Origin of the sequence: Janthinobacterium darwini (genome assembly GCF_051380905.1) — a bacterium.
Taxonomy (GTDB): Bacteria; Pseudomonadota; Gammaproteobacteria; order Burkholderiales; family Burkholderiaceae_D; genus Janthinobacterium.
Genome location: NZ_JBNYXX010000001.1, coordinates 1990873 through 2009572 on the forward strand (window position 1 = coordinate 1990873; position 18700 = coordinate 2009572).

The 18700-nt window shown below is 63.2% G+C and carries 18 protein-coding genes; 2 read left to right on the top strand and 16 right to left on the bottom strand.

The genetic code is table 11. The features are described 5' to 3' along the window. Window positions 1-25: 25 nt before the first annotated feature. The 6 genes from ACQ4WZ_RS09265 to ACQ4WZ_RS09290 form a co-directional block, all read right to left on the bottom strand. A complete protein-coding gene (locus ACQ4WZ_RS09265; RefSeq protein WP_436573195.1) occupies window positions 26-493 on the bottom strand; it encodes a cache domain-containing protein in 468 nt (155 codons plus the stop codon). Window positions 494-720: 227 nt separating this feature from the next. Then, entirely contained in the window at window positions 721-1161 is a 441-nt protein-coding gene (locus tag ACQ4WZ_RS09270; RefSeq protein ID WP_436573196.1) for a hypothetical protein, read from the bottom strand. Window positions 1162-1168: 7 nt separating this feature from the next. Then, window positions 1169-1555, bottom strand: coding sequence for a hypothetical protein (locus ACQ4WZ_RS09275; protein ID WP_436573197.1), 387 nt, complete (start codon window positions 1553-1555; stop codon window positions 1169-1171). 103 nt (window positions 1556-1658) lie between these two features. Continuing rightward, window positions 1659-2210 carry a DUF4142 domain-containing protein gene (locus ACQ4WZ_RS09280; protein WP_133991536.1) on the bottom strand — a complete coding sequence of 184 codons (552 nt, stop codon included), beginning with the start codon at window positions 2208-2210 and terminating at the stop codon, window positions 1659-1661. 99 nt (window positions 2211-2309) lie between these two features. After that, window positions 2310-2960 carry an SMI1/KNR4 family protein gene (locus ACQ4WZ_RS09285; RefSeq protein WP_133991538.1) on the bottom strand — a complete coding sequence of 217 codons (651 nt, stop codon included), beginning with the start codon at window positions 2958-2960 and terminating at the stop codon, window positions 2310-2312. A 3-nt stretch (window positions 2961-2963) separates the two neighbouring features. Beyond that, entirely contained in the window at window positions 2964-3356 is a 393-nt protein-coding gene (locus ACQ4WZ_RS09290; protein ID WP_436573198.1) for a MerR family transcriptional regulator, read from the bottom strand. Between the two features lie 70 nt (window positions 3357-3426). Between ACQ4WZ_RS09290 and ACQ4WZ_RS09295 the strand changes: the two genes are divergently transcribed. Beyond that, entirely contained in the window at window positions 3427-4221 is a 795-nt protein-coding gene (locus ACQ4WZ_RS09295; protein ID WP_436573199.1) for an SDR family NAD(P)-dependent oxidoreductase, read from the top strand. Window positions 4222-4224: 3 nt separating this feature from the next. Here ACQ4WZ_RS09295 and ACQ4WZ_RS09300 read toward each other — a convergent pair whose 3' ends face one another. The 4 genes from ACQ4WZ_RS09300 to ACQ4WZ_RS09315 all read right to left on the bottom strand — a co-directional run bounded on the left by ACQ4WZ_RS09300 (window position 4225) and on the right by ACQ4WZ_RS09315 (window position 9874). After that, window positions 4225-5514, bottom strand: a complete 1290-nt coding sequence (locus tag ACQ4WZ_RS09300) for an NRAMP family divalent metal transporter (RefSeq protein WP_436573200.1) — start codon at window positions 5512-5514, stop codon at window positions 4225-4227. A 9-nt stretch (window positions 5515-5523) separates the two neighbouring features. Next, on the bottom strand, window positions 5524-6648 hold the full coding sequence (locus ACQ4WZ_RS09305; RefSeq protein ID WP_436573201.1) for a catalase family protein: 1125 nt from the start codon (window positions 6646-6648) through the stop codon (window positions 5524-5526). Between the two features lie 106 nt (window positions 6649-6754). After that, window positions 6755-8773 (bottom strand): c-type cytochrome, encoded by a 2019-nt coding sequence (locus tag ACQ4WZ_RS09310; protein ID WP_436573202.1) that lies wholly within the window; start codon window positions 8771-8773, stop codon window positions 6755-6757. A gap of 177 nt (window positions 8774-8950) precedes the next feature. Continuing rightward, window positions 8951-9874, bottom strand: coding sequence for a LysR family transcriptional regulator (locus ACQ4WZ_RS09315; protein ID WP_436573203.1), 924 nt, complete (start codon window positions 9872-9874; stop codon window positions 8951-8953). A gap of 101 nt (window positions 9875-9975) precedes the next feature. Between ACQ4WZ_RS09315 and ACQ4WZ_RS09320 the strand changes: the two genes are divergently transcribed. Beyond that, window positions 9976-11415 (top strand): amidase, encoded by a 1440-nt coding sequence (locus ACQ4WZ_RS09320; RefSeq protein WP_436573204.1) that lies wholly within the window; start codon window positions 9976-9978, stop codon window positions 11413-11415. 113 nt (window positions 11416-11528) lie between these two features. Here the strand turns inward: ACQ4WZ_RS09320 and ACQ4WZ_RS09325 are convergent, their stop codons facing one another. The 6 genes from ACQ4WZ_RS09325 to ACQ4WZ_RS09350 all read right to left on the bottom strand — a co-directional run bounded on the left by ACQ4WZ_RS09325 (window position 11529) and on the right by ACQ4WZ_RS09350 (window position 18688). After that, on the bottom strand, window positions 11529-11957 hold the full coding sequence (locus ACQ4WZ_RS09325) for a DUF2061 domain-containing protein (RefSeq protein ID WP_436573205.1): 429 nt from the start codon (window positions 11955-11957) through the stop codon (window positions 11529-11531). Between the two features lie 150 nt (window positions 11958-12107). After that, window positions 12108-12839, bottom strand: a complete 732-nt coding sequence (locus ACQ4WZ_RS09330; protein WP_436573206.1) for a DUF4386 family protein — start codon at window positions 12837-12839, stop codon at window positions 12108-12110. A 166-nt stretch (window positions 12840-13005) separates the two neighbouring features. Beyond that, complete coding sequence (locus tag ACQ4WZ_RS09335; protein WP_436573207.1) at window positions 13006-13791, bottom strand: LytR/AlgR family response regulator transcription factor; 786 nt, start codon at window positions 13789-13791, stop codon at window positions 13006-13008. Further along, window positions 13788-14843, bottom strand: a complete 1056-nt coding sequence (locus tag ACQ4WZ_RS09340; protein ID WP_133991556.1) for a sensor histidine kinase — start codon at window positions 14841-14843, stop codon at window positions 13788-13790. The genes ACQ4WZ_RS09335 and ACQ4WZ_RS09340 overlap by 4 nt, the downstream gene beginning before the upstream one ends. Before the next feature lie 646 nt (window positions 14844-15489). Continuing rightward, entirely contained in the window at window positions 15490-16854 is a 1365-nt protein-coding gene (locus tag ACQ4WZ_RS09345; RefSeq protein WP_436573208.1) for a chitinase, read from the bottom strand. 271 nt (window positions 16855-17125) lie between these two features. Further along, window positions 17126-18688 carry a PA domain-containing protein gene (locus tag ACQ4WZ_RS09350; protein ID WP_436573209.1) on the bottom strand — a complete coding sequence of 521 codons (1563 nt, stop codon included), beginning with the start codon at window positions 18686-18688 and terminating at the stop codon, window positions 17126-17128. Window positions 18689-18700: the final 12 nt, after the last annotated feature.

An 18700-nucleotide genomic window follows, 5' to 3' on the forward strand; every position in this document is an offset into this window, starting at 1 on the left:
CGCGCCACTGGCGGCGCGGCGATGGCTACAGGTAGATGCCGCCGCAGACGACGGTTTCGGACAGCTTTTCGCAATACATCACCTTTGGCTCGATCTTCTTGGTTTCCGGATTCGTGAATTTGTATTCCTGCCAGAACGTACCCTTGCTCTTGGCCAGGTCGACGCGCTCCTTGACGAAGGCCTTGCCGTCGATATCCTTCAGCTCGATCAAGTTCTTGCCCACCATTTTCGGGTTGGCGCCATGCGCGACGACCGTACCGTCGAGCTTGTAGACGACCAGGTACAGGTCGTGCAGGATGAATTGCGGCGACTTGGCCGTGATCTCGCCATACGCCTTGGCATCGCCGGCGCTCTTGATGTAGGCCACGCCTTTCTTGACCATGGCTTCGGCATCGGGGCGCGTGGCGCCGCCGTCGGCAGCGCTGGCGATGGATGGCAGGGTGGCGGCGGCAAGCATGAGCGACAGGCCAACGGCAGGGGCGAACTTGGACATGAGAATCTCCTTCACATTGCGGCAGGGAAAGCCGGCGGGGAACCGGTGCGGTGGGGTGAATGCTGACGGTTCATGGTAGCGCGATGCCGACGGGCATGCGCTGGTGCAACAGATTTTTTTTCAGATGGGCGTTTTTGCAACGCCACTTGCACCTTGCCACCATGGAGTTTTCAGAGGAGAAAGAGGGCAGCAGACTATCGATACGCTAGTGTGGCATCCACACCGTCCTACCAGCTGGACGGGTCTTCCGCCGCCGCGCGCGCCAGGTCATCGCGCCAGTCTTGCCGTGCCAGGCGGTAGATATCGGCAAAGAAGGCGCGCGGGTCGGCCATCTCATCCCAGCGGGCGGGCAGGGCGTAGGTACTCTCCGGGTCATGTTCGAGGATGGCCTGGAAGTCATAATCAGGGTCCTGTAGCGCCTGCGCCAGCACGGCCATCAGCGCATGGCGGTGCCGGTAGCTGAGTTCCTTGTATTGCGACGTGATATCGCGCCGTATCAGCGCCGCGCGCTGGGCAGGATCATTCATGTCCCAGGCGTCCAGTTCCACGCCCAGCGTGTGTTCGCGGTCATACACGTCGAAGGGGCCGAGGAAATGGTACAGCGTGGGTTCATATGGCACGTCGACCCAGGGGCTGCGTCGGCCTGTAGACTTAGATTTCGGCATCATGGCTGGCTTACGCGCACTCGGGCAAGGTCCAGCCTTCATAGCCCATGTCGGTCGGGTAGATGGCGCGGTTCTGGTTCTGGCCCCAGCGGGCATGGTCGAGGATGCCGTCTTCATGCATGTCCAGCACCCATTCCGTGCTTTCCAGCAAGGTGCCATCCTTGTGATAGACACGAAAAAACGTGGAGGTGCTCAGTGCGCGCACGATGGTGTGCGGCACGCCGTTACCATAGTGCGGCACATAGGTCTTGATCACGCACGTACCTTGCTCGTTCCACTGCTGGGCATACACGGTGGCGTTGCGGGCAGCCGCCACCTTGATGAACAGCCAGCCTGCCAGCAGGATGAGGAAGAGGATGGCGGCGGCGATCAGGCCGGTTTTCTTGAGTAGCTGCATGAGGTCATGGCGGTGCCAGAAACTGAGTTGCCGCATTGTATGTCAAGACCGGAAGTGCTTGCCGTACAGCACGTACAGCACGCATTTCGCCCCGTATGGTTGCCTATTTCGCCAATGCTGCCTGCAAGGCATTCGCCATATCCAGGTGATGTTGCAACGTTGGCAAGGTTTTCGCGGCAAAAGCCTTGATGTCGGGATCGCCGGCTTTCTGGCTGGCATCCGTGAACAGTTTCACGGCCTCCTTGTGCGCGGCGACGCCGATGCTGGCCGCATATTCCTTGTCGAATTGCTGGCCTTCCAGCCGGCCCAGCTTGTCGATCTGTAGCTTGTGCTTCGCGCCGGGCTGGTCGCTGACCGCGATCTGCTTGCTGCTGGCCAGCTGTTTCAGTTCCTCCGCGACTTTCGCGTGTTCCGTCACCATGGCGTCGGCGAATTTCTTCACCTCGGGATTGCTGCTCTTGCTTTGCGCCACCTTGCTGGCGGCGATTTCCGTACTGCCCGCGTCGGCAGCCTTGCTGAGGAATTGCTTGTCGTACGCGCCCGGTGCGGCAGCGGCGATGCTGTTGATGGCGATGCCACTCAAGAGCGCCACGGCGGCGCCGATGGCCACGCTTTTCAGGGAGGGGGTACGGGAACTGGTGGTCGAGATGCGCATGGGATGCCTTTCAAGTATGGTTTTTCCTGCAAGCTGATGGCAATGTTAAGCCCGCAGCCTGCGCACACCCATAGGACAGTCGCGGCCATGCCCGTAGGACTAATCCTGTTCGTTAGCGCACAGTTCGACTTGTTTCAGAGCAAACAAGGCGGCGATGCCGGCATCGCGGCGCCAGGCGGGCATGCCGATATCGAGCCACTCCGCCATCGCATCCAGATGGCATGGCTCCGAGACGCTGTGTTCGAGTTCGTCCAGCACCGTGTCGCGGTCGATGTACAGGCTGTCCAGCCAGGCATCGAAGGAGGGCGCCAGTTCGATGAAACCGTGGGCGCGCTTGCCCGTCCACTCGGGCAACTCTTGCACATAGGCCAGCACGCGTCCGCCGCCTTCTTGCGTCAAATCCAGGTAAACCATGGAATTGCCGCCATCGCGGGCAAAGGGCAGGATGCGCACCGGCATGTCCGTATGCTGGCGCGCGGCGCGGATTTCGCCCACCAGCGTTTCATCGCAGAAATCACCTTCGTCGGCGCTGAAGAAGGTGTTGAACCCCATTCTTTCCACGCCACCACTGCCGTCCGGTACATCCGTGGTGTAGTCGAACCAGGCGCCGTTGGCCACTTGCAGGAAAGCCAGGAAGGCGGGCGGCAGCGGGGCTTCCAGCAAGGTTTCGATGGCGGCAATCTGCTGTGCCGTGGGGGCAGGCTTGGCGCCCTCGAGCGCCAGGTGGCGGTATTGCGTGTAATAAGTCATTGATTATCCTTGTAAATTTCTTGCGATCGTCACACCGTCCTCGCAGCCCGTCTCTACCTTTGCCAGCGCATCGACGAGACCGGCGCGCAGCACGGCCATCGAGCGGGCCTTTTCATCGATCTGGGCGATTTTCGTCTCCAGCATGACCCGCTTGGTCGCCGCATCGAGGGCGTTTTCCTGCCATACGGCAATGACTTCGGCGATTTCCTTCAAGGTAAAGCCCAGCGCCTTGGCGTGACCGATCAGCTCGATGCGCCGCAAGGCTTGCGCCGAGTACTCTTTATAGTTGTTCGTCATGCCCGGCTGCGGCGCTTCATCCAGCAGTCCCTGGCGCTCGTAGAAGCGCACCGTATCCTTGCTGACGCCCGTCAGGCGGGTGATTTCTCCGATGCGCATCGATTCCCCTTGACCGTGGACTAAAGACCACAGTTTACAGTGAAAACTCCATTCACTCCACACCGCTGCCATGACCGCTTTCAATTACACCAATCAAACCGTGCTGATCACAGGTGCCTCGTCCGGCATCGGCCGTGTCTTTGCGGAAACCCTGGCCGCACGCGGCGCGCATTTGCTGCTGCTGGCCCGCTCGGGCGCCGTGCTCGATGCGCTGGCCGCCGACCTTTCCCGGCGGCACGGCATCCGCGCGCATACGCTGGTGGCCGATCTGAGCCTGCCCGGCGCGGCCGCCCACGCCCATGCGCAAGCGTGCGCGCTGGGCATGCCGCCCGACGTGCTGATCAATAACGCGGGTTTTGCCACCCATGGCCGCTTCGAAAGCATCGATCTGGCGCGCCAGGCGGCCGAAGTGACCGTCAATTGCACGGCCCTCATGGAACTCACGCACTGCGCCTTGCCGCACATGCTGGCGCAAGGGCGGGGCGCCATCATCAACGTGGCGTCCACGGCTGCCCTTCAGCCCGATCCCTACATGGCGATTTACGGCGCCAGCAAAGCCTTCGTGCTGTCGTTTTCGGAAGCGCTGTGGGCGGAAAACCGCAGCCGCGGTGTGCGCGTGCTGGCCCTTTGCCCGGGCGCCACGGAAACGGCCTTCTTCGACGTGGTGGCAGCGCCCGAGGCTGCCGTGGGCAAGCGCATGGCGCCGCAAGACGTCGTCGATGAAGCGCTGCGCGCGCTGGACCGGGGCCGCAGCAGCCACGTGGCGGGCCGTCCCAACCGGCTGCTGGCCTGGCTGCCGCGATTGCTGCCCCGCCAGACCGTGCTGGGCATCGTGGAAGGCATGCTCAAGCCGAGGGCGGCGTAGGCTTCAGAACGCCATGGTGGCGAACATGGCCAGCACGGCTGTCGCCATGACGATGGTCGACAGCCAGCCCAGCGCCCGCAGGCGTCGCGAAATGGTCAGCGTGCCCATGATGGCGGGGCGCGAAGCCATCACCATCATCAGGGCCATGATGGGCACGGAAATGACGCCATTGATGACGGCGCTCCAGTACAGGGCCTTGATGGGGTCGAGCGGCGAAAAGCACAGGGCGGCGCCGATCACGGTGGCCGTGACGATGATGCCGTAGAACTTCTTGGCGGCCTTGGGCGCCAGTTCCAGGCTGTTTTTCCAGTGAAAGGCGCCCGCCATGGCGTAGGCGGCCGAGCCGGCCAGCACGGGAATGGCCAGCAAGCCCGTGCCAATGATGCCCAGGCTGAACAGGGCGAAGGCGAACTCACCCGCGATGGGGCGCAGGGCGGAAGCGGCTTGCGCGGAGGTGTCGATGTGCGTGATGCCTTGCGCGCCCAGCGTCACGGCCGTGGTCAGCATGATGAAGAACGCCACCAGGTTGGAAAAGCCCATGCCGATGGCCGTGTCCATCTTGATGCGCTGGAATTGCCGTGGCGCCTGCTCGGGCGTGCGGCGCAAGGCTTGCGCGCCAGAATCCGCCTGCAAGTCTTCCACTTCCTGCGAAGCTTGCCAGAAAAATAAGTAGGGACTGATGGTGGTGCCGAACACGGCCACGATCATGGTCACCGAGGCGGCCGACCAGGCGAACTGAGGCCAGACGGTGCGCAGCGCCACCTCGCCCCATGGAATGTGCACGGTCAGCACGGTGGCCACATAGGCCAGCAAGCCCAGGGTCAGCCATTTCAGGATGCGCACGTACTTTTGATAGGGAATGAATACTTGCAGCAGCAGGGACAGCAGGCCGAAGCCCACGGCGTACAAATGGGTGGGGCCGCCGATGATCAGGGTCAACGCATCGCCCATGGCGGCCACGTCGGCGGCGATATTGATGACATTGGCCAGCAGCAGCAAGCCGACGATGGCGTACAACAAGGAACGGGGATAGTGGCGGCGAATATTCGTCGCCAGCCCATGGCCGCTGACGCGGCCGATCTTGGCGCTGATGACCTGGATGCCCAGCATCAGGGGAAACGTCAGGCATACGGTCCACAGCATGCCGAAGCCGAACTGGGCGCCCGCCTGCGAATACGTGGCGATGCCGCTGGGGTCGTCGTCGGCCGCGCCCGTGATCAGGCCCGGCCCCAGCTTGCCCAGCCAGGTGTCGGAAGGGACTGGTTTGTCATTCGTGGGCTTGTCGCTGTGCATGAGGGGGTGTCAATGGCTTGGGAAATCGTCAAGATTGTGCGGTTCGCGGGCCACTGTGCCCGTGCGCTCGAAGCGGAAATGGGCCGACATCGCATACGCGGCCTTGCGCACGCGCATGATGGAACCGAGGGGGCGATGTGCCAGCAGGCCATGCCAGGGACTAAAGGCCATGCCGTCATCGACGGCGCGCGACAGTGCTTCGCTCCAGCCCGCCTGCGGCGGGGCCGTGATGCGCGCCACGGAAAGATACGGGCTGTCTTCCTCGGGCCAGGCGACGGAGGCGTCTTCCAGCGGCATGCTGGCGATGTCGCGGCACAGCTGGATACGCACTTCCCAGGTGGCGGCATGGCGGGCAAAGTAGGCCACGACGGCGTCGCGCAAGCCATTCGGCTTGTCATCCAGGTCCACAGGCGCATCTTTCAGGGCTGACAGTTCCGGCAACACGGGCACCAGCGCCACTTTGGCCATGTAGGCCCCATATAAAATGGGCGCCTGGCTATAGTAGGTTTCGCCCAGCACATGAGTTTCCGGATGGCCTCCCAGGCTTTTCAGCGTACCGCTTTCGCCGCCCACTGCTTCGAGCGCCTTTTCCGCCCCCTGCAGTACGGTCGACAGTGCCTGTTTCAGACGCGGGACTTTATCCGTGGTGCTGGCCAGCAGCTTCAAACTGCCGAGGAACTTTTTCGCGCTAGGTGCGAGGAAGGCGGGGCCGTTGACGAGCACGAAATCCTGCGTACTGGCGGGCTCCGTGCCATCGTCCGGTTCCAGGCTGGACAGCTGCGTGCCCGGTACGCCGATCACTTTGATGGCCATGCCACGCGGCACGGACACCTTGTCGTCAAGCATGTCGCCAGGGATGGTGGAGATGCGCATCACCACGTCGTAGCTGGCCGGTGTGGCGAACAGGCCTTGCGCCAGCTCGGGCGCCAGGCCATCGAGCACCTGCAGGCGGGCGCGCAGCAAGCCGTGGCTTTTCGCATGCACGCTGCGCGTGGCATGGCCCGAGTCGGCATAGGTGGTGGCGGAAATGCCGTGCAGGGTTTGCAGCAGGTGCGCGCACGTCTCCTGCTCGCCTTCCTCTTCAAACTCGTAGCGTGGCTCGTAGGGCAGGGGTGGGCGTGGAATGGCGAACATGGCTTTTCCTTGTAATAGGTGAGTGTGCCCCATCATTGCCGCCAACGCCACATTCTTCTGTTTGCTCGCATACACAGGCCCATAAATATTTGACTTTGATAGGGCGTCAGTAGCGCGCATCCTTGGGCTTGCCGCCCTTCGGCCAATCCTTGACTTTGTCGGGGAAGTCCGGGCGCGGCATGTGCGTAAAATATTCGGCCACGTCGACGGCATCCTGGTCGGACAGGTTGCCCTGGCCCAGCGGGAATTTCTGACCGTGGCCCATCACCATGTTCGCCTTGACGAAGCCGGCCGCCGTGTAAGTGCGGGCCATGCCGGCGCCGATATTGAACGAACGCTCGCCCCACAGCGGCGGGAATGCAACCACGCCGTTGGCGCCCTTGATGCCCTCGCCATTCGCGCCATGGCAGACGGCGCATTGCTCGGCATACACTTTTTTGCCATGCACGGCATTGGGCAGCAGATTGCGGGCTATCTTCGCCACGCCCCGTCCCGGTACCTTGTCGTTCGCTTGCGTGGCGCCCTTCATCCAGTCGATGTAGGCGACCATCGCCTGCAGGTCGGGGCCGTCCACGGGCAGCGGCTTGCCGTGCATGGAGCGGCGGAAGCAGCCATTGATGCGCTCGCTCAGGCTGATGACCTTGCCGGCACGCGGTGCTTCCGACGGGAAGAAGGCGGCAATGCCGAGGAAGGGCGAACCGTCGGCCACGGTGCCGCCATTCAGGTGGCAACTGCTGCAATTGAGGTCGTTGCCCACGTTTTGGGGCAGGCGCGCGCGCGTTTCCGTCATCAGCTGCATGCCGTGGATCAGCTGGCTGGCATTCGGATCGGCCGTCAGGGCGGCGAAGCGGGGCGTGACGAAGCCGCCCGCGTCCGGCGCCTTGCGCTTGAGCTCCTTGCGCACCCTGGCGATCTGCGCGGGCGTGACGGGGGCGCCATGGTTACCCCACTTGCCGCGCACAAAGGTGAGGATTTCCGCCAGTTCCGTGTCCGACAGGCGGTCATATGAAGGCATGCCGAAGGAACGGGGCGAGTGCTGAGTGACGGCCGACTGCCAGCCCGTCAGCGCGATATGGATGACGGAAGTGGCGTCCTTCGACTGCACCGTGTCATTTTGCGCCAGCGGCGGGAAGATGTTTTCTACGCCACGGCCGTCGCGGCGGTGGCAGGTAGCGCAAAACTGCAGGTAGCCGAGGCCGCCGCGCGTGTTGTACAGCGCATCGTTGCTGGCCGCCACCAGGGGCGCCGTTTTCTTCGGCGGCGCGCCAGTCCCGTCCTTGGCCGGCAAGCCGTGCAGGTAATGCGCCAGCGCATCGAGGTCGCCATCCGTAAAGTATTGCGTGCTGTGGGTGATGACTTCCGTCATGCTGCCGGCCGCCGTGCCGAAACTGTTGCGGCCCGTCTTGAGCAATTGCACGATGTCACCCGGCGTCCACAGATTGCGAAGGTTCACCGCATGCCAGCCGTCGAACGTGAAGCCGGCCAGGTATTGCTTGCCGCTGCTGCCATCCTGGCTCATGGTTTTTTCCTGGAAGGCCACGCCGCGCGGCGTGTGGCAGGAGCCGCAATGGCCGAGGCCCTGGGCGAGGTAGCTGCCCCGGTTCCACATGGCCGACTTGGCGCTGTCGGGCTTGAATGGCGCATCGTCGAGGAAGACGGCATTCCACAAGGACAAGCCCCAGCGCATGCTAAATGGCCATTTCATGTCCGTTTCGCGGTTTTGCTGCGCCACGGGCGCCACGCCCCGTTGCAGGTAGGCGTACAGCGCTTGCATGTCGTCCGGCGTGATCTTCGCGTAGGAAGGGTAGGGCATGGCCGGATAAAGCTTGTGCCCATCAGCCGCCACGCCCTTGCGCATGGCGCGGTCGAATTGCACGAAGGTGTACGTGCCCAGGCCTGTCTTGGCGTCGGGCGTGATATTTGTGCTGTAAATGGTGCCGAACGGCGTTTTCAGCTCCAGACCGCCGGCCATGGAGGCGCCGTTCGGGCTGGTGTGGCAAGCCACGCAGTCGCCCAGGCGGGCGACATATTCACCGCGCTTGATCAGTTTGGCAGAGGCGGCGGGCATGGCGGGCGCGGCCCAGACGTTGGCGCAAACGGCCAGCATGCCCAAGAGTAGCAGCATTGTCGCCAGCCAGGTAGTTGTCGCAAAGATAGAGGCAAGAGAGCGGTGCGCACCGCGATGCAGGATGGAAATGGCGTTCATGGTGACCCTTTATTATTAAGCGCAAGCTTACGCATTCGTCACCACGGCGAAAATTGGGAGTTTCTTTCGATCAACTAGGTAATCTTCCCTAGTGTTTCACACTAGAAAATCGTGTAAGGCAGGCTGCAAGCTGGCCATGATGCGCTCGCGCAGCCAGCGGTGCGCCGGATCCAGATGCATGCGCTCGTGCCAGACCATGGCCATCTCGTAATCGGGCAAGGTGACGGGCGGCTCCCACGTGCGCAGCGCGCCCAGCGCATTCTTCAGCAGGCGCGACGGCAGCAGGGCCACCATGTCGGACGCCGCCAGCAGGGGCGGGACAATGAGGAAATGCGGCACGGACAGCACCACTTTGCGCGTGCGGCCCCGCTGCTGCAAGGCCGTATCGACGTTGCTGCGAAACCCGCCGCCGTTGGGCGAGACGACGATGAATTCCAGCGCGCAAAACTGATCGAGGTCGGGCGGTGCCTGCAGCAGCGGGTGATCGTGGCGGCCTGCCAGCACATAGTGCTCGGTAAACAGGCTGCGGTGGCGCAAGCCGGGCGGCGCTTCCTCCTGCGCCAAAAAGCCCAGGTCGACCTGGCCGCTTTCCAGGTCTTGCGCCATGCGCGCCGGCACGGCTTCGAACACGGCCATGCGCGACAAGGGCGCCTGCGCGCGCAGGGACGGCAGCAGGGGCAGCAAAATCGCATATTCGGTGGCATCGGCCGCCGCCAGGTTCCAGCACACCTGGGCCGTGGCCGGCTCGAACGCCTGTCCTGGCTGCAAGACTTGCTCCAGCTGGGCCAACACGGCTTGCAGTGGTTCAAACAAGGCCAGCGCGCGCGCTGTGGGCAGCATGCCGCGCGGACCGGGCAAGAGCAAGGGATCGCCGAAAGCCTTGCGCAGCTTGCCCAGCTGGACGCTGACGGAAGGCTGGCTCAGGTGCAGCCGCGCGGCCGCCCGTGTGACGTTGCGTTCAATTAACAGCGCGTTCAGGGTCAGCAGCAGGTTCAAGTCCAGCTTGCGCAAATTGTTCATGGCTATACCTTGTATATCATCTATTCATTTCCACTATGATAGCGCAAGGCTTAGAGTAGTTTCTGTGATACCCACTCTTTATCTATTACAGGAACTAAGCGATGCAACTCCATGAATATACAAGCTTTGATGGTTTAGGACTGGCGCAACTGCTGCGCACTGGCGCCGTCTCGGCCGCCGAATTGCACGACGCGGCCGTGCGCGCCTGCGCCGCAGTCAACCCGCGCCTCAACGCCGTGGTCGAGCTGTGGCCAGCGGATTTTTCCAAGATTGACCATGCGGCGCCGTTTGCCGGCGTGCCATTCCTGATCAAGGATGTGGCCGTGACAATGGCGGGCCAGCGCAGCGAAGCGGGCAGCCGCCTGGGTGCCGGCCATGTCGCGCCCGTCGATTCCCATCTGATGACGCAGTTCCGTCAGGCAGGACTGGTGACGTTCGGCCGCACCAGCACGCCTGAAATGGCCTTTGCCACCACCACGGAACCGGTCTTGTACGGCGCCACGCGCAACCCGTGGAACGTCAGCTTGAGCGCGGGCGGCTCCAGCGGCGGCGCAGCGGCAGCCGTGGCGGCCGGCATCGTGCCGCTGGCCCATGCGACGGACGCAGCCGGTTCCATCCGCGTTCCAGCCGCCTCCACGGGCCTGTTCGGCTTCAAACCGAGCCGGGGAAGAGTGTCGAACGGCCCTGCCATGGACGAGATTTTCAGCGGCCTGGGCGTGCAACTGGGCGTGAGCCGCACCGTGCGCGACAGCGCCGCCTTGCTCGATTGCACGCAGGCAGTACTACCCGGTGAACCCTATCTGACGAGTCCTCCCGGCCACAGCTGGCTGTCGCAGGTGAGTGTGGCGCCGGGCACCTTGCGCATCGGCGTGCAGCGCGCAGCCAGCAATGGCGCCCGTCCCGCGCCCGCCATCGATGGCGCGCTTGACATTACCGTGCGCCTGCTGGAAAGCCTGGGCCACCACGTGGAAGAAGTAGCACCCGCGCTGGGCGTGTCGTGGGACGCGTTCGTGCACGCCAATGCCAGCATCTGGTGCGCCAATCTGGTGCCATGGATAGACAGCCTGGCGCGCGAGAGCGGCCGCGATGTGTCTCGCGATACCCTGGAGCCGGCGACCCTGGCCTGCTACCGCCATGGGCAGATGGTCTCGGCCGTCGATTTCGTCGCCGCCCTCGACGTGCGCAACACGGTCACGCGCCACGCAGGCGCCTTGTTTGAGCAATACGACGTCTTGCTGACGCCCACCATGCCGGATGTGCCTTGGCAGCTGGGGCGCTATGGCGAGGACGAGGAAACACTCGATGGGTTGGGCTGGACGGCGCGCCTGTTCGAGCATTCACCGTACACCCCGCTGGCAAACGTGGCGGGCTTGCCGGCCATGTCCGTGCCGCTGGCCATGTCGGAGGAAGGCTTGCCGATAGGCATGCAATTCATGGCAGGCTACGCCAGGGATGGCGTCCTGCTGCGCCTGGCAGGGCAACTGGAACGGGCGGCGCCATGGGGCCAAAGGCGGCCACCCGTGTGGGCGGGCAAGGTGTAAGCATGCCTTGCAGAAAGCTGAAACCGGCCACCATAACGGCTTTGGCCAGCGACAAGAAGCCAGGGTCGGACCCGGCGGGTCCGACCCTAGTCCTTGTTCTTGGGTGAAAAGTATCAGGTGGGCATCGTAGCCAGCGGCGCCGCGCCCCGGCTTTCCAGGCGAAAGCGGACTTTTTCCCACAGCCGGTCGTGGAAGGGCAGCACAATCACATTGCAGATCGGCTCGACCACGGCCAGCAAGCCGCCGAACGCCATGGAACCCGTGGCCCAGTACATGACGCCGAAGGCCACGCCCATGTGCAAGGCCGTCTGGCTCAGCTTTTCGCCGGCCAGGGCGGCAAAGCCCACGCGGCTGGCGGCATGGCGGCGGCGGATCGCGTGCCAGGCTTTTTCATGCCATGGCAGCAAGCCCACATTGATGATCGGTTCGATGATGGCGGCCAAGCCACCGAGCGCGAGCGACCCCGTCAGCAAATAGGCGAGGCCGAAGGCGATCGACATATGCGTGCAGACCTGGCTAAATGTTTTGATGGCGGTGAACAAGGGATGCTCCTTTCTGTTGAATTCGCTTATCCTTGATTTAGATAGTAACGATTCTCATTTACAAAAGGAAGTAAAATATTTCAACCGAATCAATAGATACAAACTATTAATAGGCTGCATCTCATTGCAAGCTCTGCGAGGACGACAGCATCAACGACCGGCAGGCCGCGGCGCCAGGCCCCGCAGCAAGAGCCACAGCCCGGTCAGCGGGTACACAAGGCCCAGCGGAATCAGCAAGGCGTGCATCACATCCAGGCCAAACAGTTCGCGCGCGACGGCGATCCACTGCAGCACGCCAGCCAGCATCCCGGCTAGCCCCAGCAGGCGCGGGATTGCCCGGGCGCGGTACAGCAACAGATACATCAGGGTCACGCCGAGTCCGCCTAGCAGTTTGTCCGGAAAGTGCACGCCGTTACGCAGTCCCGCCAGCATGGCGCGCACCGGCTCATAGACATTGCCGTCTGCGCCGGCGTTGAGGAAGGCGATACTCAGGCTGCGCATGGCCAGCACTAGCGTGCCTTCGAACAGGCTGGTTGCCAGCGCCGCCGCCACCAGCGCCACGTAGCAGCGGCTCAGGATGGGGTGCTGCTCGCCATACAGGCCGCGCAGGGCTGCCGCGATAGCCAGACCAATCAAGGCCGTGAGCAGACCGAGCATGACGATCAGCCCCACCTGTAGCGGCATGCCGGCCGCCCGCAAGAGGAAACCCGGCGCGGCAAATACTTGTTCCTGCAGCCAGAAATTCGACCAGATGCCCAGGCCGAAAATAAGTAGCAAGCCCAGTCCCAGCCACCGCCCCAACGGGATGGCGGCGCCTCGCTGCAGGGGCAAGGCGAACAGGGGAGGGGCTTGCCGCGTGGCGGAGGAGTTGGTTTGGTTCATCGATACACCTTTGTCGGAGTGGGATCAAGCCTGCCGAGGCAGGACCAGCGAGCGCAGTGTCGGCATACGGACGCGCCGCGGCAAGGCCGATCCGACGCGTCACGCGCCCAAGGGGCCGAATTGCGCCTATGCACGATGAGTGACGCGGCCCTGCCGCGCCCGGGGACTATTCCGCCTTGAACAGGTGGAGGAAGGTGCGGCTGACCGGCAGCACTTCCGGCCGGTGCTTCAAGGTCACTTCGGCCGTCTCGTGAGCGCCGCGCACGACTTGGCGGATGGCATGCAGATTGACCACCACGGCCCGGTGGATTTGCTGGAACTGCGCTGGATCGAGCTGCACCAGCAATTCCTTGAGGGAATGACGCAGCAGCGCTTCGGCGGGCTTGCCGCCGTCGCGCCAGGCAACCAGCGTGTACTTATCGTCGGACTTCAGGTAATCGACATCATCGACCGGTATCAGCCGCACGGCCGGGCCCACGCTTGCGCGCAGCCAGCGCAGCGCAGCTGGTGCAGGCACCGGCGCGGGGGCGGCCTGCAGGTACGCCGCCAGTTGCCGCAACAGCGACTCGCTGGCGGCGCCGGGCTGGATGGCCGCCAGGCGCTCGCGCAAGCGCGTCACGGTAGCGGCCAGGCGGGCCAGCTGCACCGGCTTGACCAGATAGTCGAGCACACCCTGCTCGAAGGCGCGCAGCGCATACTGGTCGTAAGCGGTGACAAAGACCAGGTGGGCGCGGTCGCCGATCTGGCTTGCCACGTCGACGCCGGACAGGCCCGGCATGTGCACATCGAGGAAGCAGACCGCCGGCCGGTGCCGTTCGAACAGCGCGAGCGCCTCCGGTCCGTTGCGCGCTTCGGCCACGACCAGCAGCTCCGGCCAGCACTCGGCCAGCTGGCGCCGCAGGCTGGCGCGCAGCAAGGGTTCATCGTCGGCAATCAGGGCGGTCAATGTCATGGCCATGCGGGGCATTCTATGGAAACACGGAAACCGTGAGGGGCAAGTTCGCTGATGCGCAAGGCCGCTTCGCCGCCAAACATCAGCGCCAGGCGCTCGCGCAGGCTGCCAAGTCCCGTGCCGAGGCCGGGGCTGCCCGCTTGCAGGCCCGCTCCGGTATCGCTGACCTCGATATGGCAACGGCCATTCACCTCGCCGATGCGTACATCGATACGCCCCCCATTCATGCAGGGATCGATGCCATGGCGCACCGCATTCTCGACTAGCGTCATCAGGGTCATGGGCGGACACTGCAGTCTCTCGCAGCCAGGCGCAACGGCTATGCCGAACTGCAGGCGGTCAGGCATGCGCATCTGCATCAGTACCAGGTAGGCGCGCACCATCTCCAGTTCCTGTTCCAGGCGGGTGGCCGCTTCGCTCAGGCGCGGCACGGCGGCCCGCAGATACGTGACCAGGTGCGCCAGGACTGGCGCCGCATGGCTGGATCCCGCATCAAGCAGGGCTTGCAGGCTGGCCAGCGTATTGAACAGGAAATGTGGCTGGACCTGAGCCTGCAGCAGCCACACGCGCGCATCGCGGGCCTGGCGTTCCAGCTCGCCGCGCCTGCGCTCGGCTTCGCGCACGCGGGCGTCGCGCTGGCGCAGCAGGGCGGCCATCGCCGTCCATGGGCCAAGCAACAGTCCCAGGAAAGCGAGCGCGACATAACTCTGCAAGCGCTCCGGCACTTGCCAGAACGGCGGCGCACCGGGCTTGGTATTGAACAGATACAAGCTGGCCAGGGTCAGCACGATCGCCAGCGCCACGCCCACCACCTGCAACACCCAGTGGGACAGCCTGCCGGGCAAGCGGCGCGGCCAGCGCTCGAACAGGCCATACGCCAGCAGCGCCGCCAGCGCCGGCAGGAAGACCGCCATGGCCAGATACCATAGCGGATCTTCCCAGGACAGGGAAAACAGGGAGAATTCGAATAGCGCAGCAAGCCCGGCCACGCACAAGCGTCGCGCGGACAGGCAGATTCGCAGGCCATCAATGGCGGAGCGCAGTGTAAACATGAATGTGACGGCCCCAGGAATTGCCATAAAAGCAGCAGAATAGGGCAAAGCCGCGCGGCCCGCAATAGCGGCGGGCGTGAAGCACGGTGTCCGGGGCGCAGGTGACGCCCTGCGCCGGCCCGCAGAAGTGATCGTTGACCAAACAGGATTAAATATGCAAATATTGATTATGGGTGAAGTAATAATGGTATCCGGTGGAGATCGCGGTAATGCAACTTCGGGCGATGCCCTGAATGGTGATATTGCTGAGGGGAGCTGATTATGCTTGGTGGTGGTATTAGTTACTTCGCTTAATCGTATGGCGGCCTGATAGGATTAACACGGTTTTTTAGTAATTTTTATATATAAATTTGCAATTACATTTAAATAGGAATGCACGGATCGCTTACCATTCCAAGACTTTTGCGGCTGTGGCGCGATTTATTGTCATTTTTTCCCAGTTGCGTCTGTTAAAAAAAATCAGTGCTCCCAGTACCAGTTCTCATGGATAAAATCCTATTCGGCCTGTTCGGCCTGTTCTTGCAGGGGGCCTGAGCTGATGCTCGCCGCCTCCGTCCACGAACGCGGCGAGCGCCAGTTCCTGTTCGAACACCTGGAACGACTTTCCCTGGACGACCTGCTGCTGCTCGACCGTGGCTAATGCAGCTTACGGCAAGGTCTTCAGCACAGTCTTCGTCGGCACGGAGAAGTTATAGCCATCGTGGCGGTCCCAGTTGATCGACCACGTCATCACGCCGCGGAAGTCCGGATACGCCTGCAGCGGCTTGATGGTGCCGCAGTTGAGCAGGCGCGTCAGGCAATTGAGGGCATTGCTGACGTCGGCGTTGGTGGTAAATCCCGAGCCCGCCGAGCTGCGTCCCGATGGCACGCCGAAGCCCACCTGGTCAGGACGCAGGCCAGCGAAGGTGTTGCCGCCATAGTTGAATCCTTCGATCAGCATACGCGCCGTGGCCACCAGTTGGTCGGCCGAGCCAGCCTTGATGGCGCCCGTCGCATACGGCGTGTAGATGTCGCCATTGTTGTAGTACTGCGGGTGCAGCACCGTCAACTCGGAACGCAAGGCGTTGATGATGGGAATGTAGGCGCCCCAGATGCTGCCATAGCTCGTATATCCGCCTTCCACATACACCCATTCCGGCGCCATCGACAGATAAAAGCTGCTGCCGACCTTGGTTTTCAGGTTTTTCACGGCAATTGGCAAATAGGTCTGAATGGCCGCGCCTTGCGCCACGCCGTTTTCCAGGTCCAGGTCGATGCCGTCGAAGCCATATTTCGTGATGATGGCGTACAGGCTGTTGGTGAAATTCGTCGCTTCGGCCGTGTTGCCGACGGAAACGGAGCCGTTCTGCCCGCCCAGCGACAGGATGACTTTCTTGCCCTTGGCACGCTTGGCCGCCACGTCGGCGATGAACTGCGCTTCCGTGCCCGCGCCCGGATCGATGGTCAGGCTGACATTGCCGCCGCCCGCATTGTCGCCAAACGAGACGACGATCACATCCCAGTCATCGCTGACCTGGCTGATCGGGTAGGTGGCGCCGCTGGGGTTGGTAAAGTTGTGCCAGTAGCCGATCAGCGCGTGTTTCGCCAGGCCGTTGGGGGTAGGCGTGGGTGTTGGAGTCGGGGTTGGTGTCGGAGTAGGCGTTGGCGTTGGCGTTGGCGTTGGTGTCGGAGTAGGCGTTGGTGTCGGGGTAGGAGTCGGCGTTGGAGTAGGGGTAGGAGTCGGCGTGCCGCAGTCTCCCACCGCCGTCCAGGGCTGGCCGCTACCGGCGCCGCCGCTGCTGGTCGACGGGTTATTGCCTTGCGTCCACCAATTGGCTGTGTAGTTCACGTTATTGTAGCTGGCCTTGCCACCGCCGTTGTAGGCGGTGCCGCTGTTCCACGGCGTAAAGCAGGCGACTGCTTCCGTCGAGGCGGCCAGCAGCTGGCTCGCGCCCCCGCTGGACCCGTCGCCGCTGCCACCGCCGCAGGCGGCCAACGTCCCCCCGAAGAGGGTAAGGATGAGGGTATTCATGACTGTCCGGTTCATCGCATCTCCTTGTGTATTTTTTCATGGCCGGGCGGCTGGACACCGTCCGATTTTTCAGAGTGCAAGCACAGTAGCTGGTAGTCAACTGGTTTCGTCTTTTGCGCAATATCACAATACCAGTTGTGGCATTACCCCAGGAGATGGGCTATGCGGGCCATACCAGTGCCTGTTTTCCAGTGCGCTGGTATGGTGTCCGGAATGGTGCCGGGAGCAGGGCGGGGAAGGGAGGAGGACGCCAGGCAAGGTCTTGCGGCAGTTACGGCGCCGTTTCCTTGCGCAAATCGGCAGACGGCACGCGCGACAGGTCCAGCAGCATCTGCGTCAAGGCCACGGTCTGGCGCTGCATCAGTCGGTAATCCAGCTGGGTCGTGGTGTCGATGCCATGGCTGAGCAAATAATACGGTTGCGCCATGTAATGAAGCGTGGGAATGGGCAGCGCCACCTGGAAATACCGGCCTTCGCCAAGCCAGGCGGCGTGCTTCGGGCCGGGCTGGATCGACGGCAGCACGAACGCGGGTGCTGCGTTGGCATGTTTCAGCATGGCGTAGGACGCATCCATCAAGGCGGGTGTGCGCGGCGAAAACAAGGCGGCCGGCTCGGACCTGCCAGTGGGATGCAAATAACCATTGCTGTCGGGCAGCACTTCCAGCGCGCCCAGGTGCTCGATGGCCAGTATCGCGGCCATGCGCTGCGTCAATCCATCGTCTTGGTGGCGCTTGAAAAACTGCTCGATACCCACGCCGCCCGCGAAATGGCCACTCGTCAACAGCAGCATGACGCTGCGCGGCAGGCTGTTCTGCGGCAAGCGCGTCAGGTACTGGGCCATGTCGACGATGGCGTTCGCCCCATTGTCATCCAGCCCGTTCGGGCCATCCGTGTGGCTAGCCAGCACCATCAATTCCCCGGATTCGCCGGGGATGATGCCGACCAGGTTGCGCGTCTGCACCTGCCGCACGGTGGCAGCCATGGTCAGCCGCAAGACTGGGGCCGTGCCTGCCAGCACTCTTTCGCGCAGGCGCTTGCCCAGTTCGCGGTCAATAAACACGCCAGGCAACTGGCGCACTACGCCGTCGTGGGGCGCATACAAGCCATCCGCCATCTTGGACGGCGTATCGAGAGTGACGATCACGCCCGCCGCACCGGCCTCCTGCAAGCTGTCCAGCAAGGCGATGAATGGCCCCAGCATCTGGAACGGGCGCACATATGGCGTGTCCGGCCCCACGGCGTGGTCCGGATCGTGAATGTGGACGGCGGATTGCTGGAAAACCTGGCCTGTCCACGCCACTTTTGGCATCTCGACGAGCACCAACTTGCCCGCCAGACTGGCATCGGGCCGGGCCCCTGGCGCCAGATAGACGACGCGTCCCGTAATGCCGGACGCCGGCGTCACGCCCGAATACGGGATATAGCCAGCCGAGGGCAGCACGCCAGATCTGTCGTCGTAGACCACGTCCAGACCCCAGTTTTCCGCTTCCACAGACCATTGCCGGAAACTGAACGGCTCGTAGCGCAGCTGTTTGACACCGGCGCGCGCCAGGCGTTCATGCAGGGCGTCGATATACGCTTCATGCCGCGGCGATCCCGTGGCACGCAGGCGGCGCTCATCGAGGTCGACTTGCCAGTCGACCAGTTGCTTCCTGGGTAGAAACTGCGTGGCATCGACCGACACGGCAGCAGACGGCGGCAGGGCGCGTGCAGGCCAAGGGCCGGGCTTACTGGCACAGGCAGACAAAGCGGCCGCGATGGCCAGCGCGCCGGCAAGGGACAGACAGCGGCGGGACTGCGATAAGAGCACGGTACGTGGATGTGCCTGTGTCATGCGGGTCTCCTG

What these genes read in the sequence shown, in the direction of transcription:
- ACQ4WZ_RS09265 (WP_436573195.1), bottom strand. Translation starts at nt 493, where the DNA reads ATGTCCAAGTTCGCCCCTGCCGTTGGCCTGTCGCTCATGCTTGCCGCC.
- ACQ4WZ_RS09270 (WP_436573196.1), bottom strand. Translation starts at nt 1,161, where the DNA reads ATGATGCCGAAATCTAAGTCTACAGGCCGACGCAGCCCCTGGGTCGAC.
- ACQ4WZ_RS09275 (WP_436573197.1), bottom strand. Translation starts at nt 1,555, where the DNA reads ATGCAGCTACTCAAGAAAACCGGCCTGATCGCCGCCGCCATCCTCTTC.
- ACQ4WZ_RS09280 (WP_133991536.1), bottom strand. Translation starts at nt 2,210, where the DNA reads ATGCGCATCTCGACCACCAGTTCCCGTACCCCCTCCCTGAAAAGCGTG.
- ACQ4WZ_RS09285 (WP_133991538.1), bottom strand. Translation starts at nt 2,960, where the DNA reads ATGACTTATTACACGCAATACCGCCACCTGGCGCTCGAGGGCGCCAAG.
- ACQ4WZ_RS09290 (WP_436573198.1), bottom strand. Translation starts at nt 3,356, where the DNA reads ATGCGCATCGGAGAAATCACCCGCCTGACGGGCGTCAGCAAGGATACG.
- ACQ4WZ_RS09295 (WP_436573199.1), top strand. Translation starts at nt 3,427, where the DNA reads ATGACCGCTTTCAATTACACCAATCAAACCGTGCTGATCACAGGTGCC.
- ACQ4WZ_RS09300 (WP_436573200.1), bottom strand. Translation starts at nt 5,514, where the DNA reads ATGCACAGCGACAAGCCCACGAATGACAAACCAGTCCCTTCCGACACC.
- ACQ4WZ_RS09305 (WP_436573201.1), bottom strand. Translation starts at nt 6,648, where the DNA reads ATGTTCGCCATTCCACGCCCACCCCTGCCCTACGAGCCACGCTACGAG.
- ACQ4WZ_RS09310 (WP_436573202.1), bottom strand. Translation starts at nt 8,773, where the DNA reads ATGCTGCTACTCTTGGGCATGCTGGCCGTTTGCGCCAACGTCTGGGCC.
- ACQ4WZ_RS09315 (WP_436573203.1), bottom strand. Translation starts at nt 9,874, where the DNA reads ATGAACAATTTGCGCAAGCTGGACTTGAACCTGCTGCTGACCCTGAAC.
- ACQ4WZ_RS09320 (WP_436573204.1), top strand. Translation starts at nt 9,976, where the DNA reads ATGCAACTCCATGAATATACAAGCTTTGATGGTTTAGGACTGGCGCAA.
- ACQ4WZ_RS09330 (WP_436573206.1), bottom strand. Translation starts at nt 12,839, where the DNA reads ATGAACCAAACCAACTCCTCCGCCACGCGGCAAGCCCCTCCCCTGTTC.
- ACQ4WZ_RS09335 (WP_436573207.1), bottom strand. Translation starts at nt 13,791, where the DNA reads ATGACATTGACCGCCCTGATTGCCGACGATGAACCCTTGCTGCGCGCC.
- ACQ4WZ_RS09340 (WP_133991556.1), bottom strand. Translation starts at nt 14,843, where the DNA reads ATGTTTACACTGCGCTCCGCCATTGATGGCCTGCGAATCTGCCTGTCC.
- ACQ4WZ_RS09345 (WP_436573208.1), bottom strand. Translation starts at nt 16,854, where the DNA reads ATGAATACCCTCATCCTTACCCTCTTCGGGGGGACGTTGGCCGCCTGC.
- ACQ4WZ_RS09350 (WP_436573209.1), bottom strand. Translation starts at nt 18,688, where the DNA reads ATGACACAGGCACATCCACGTACCGTGCTCTTATCGCAGTCCCGCCGC.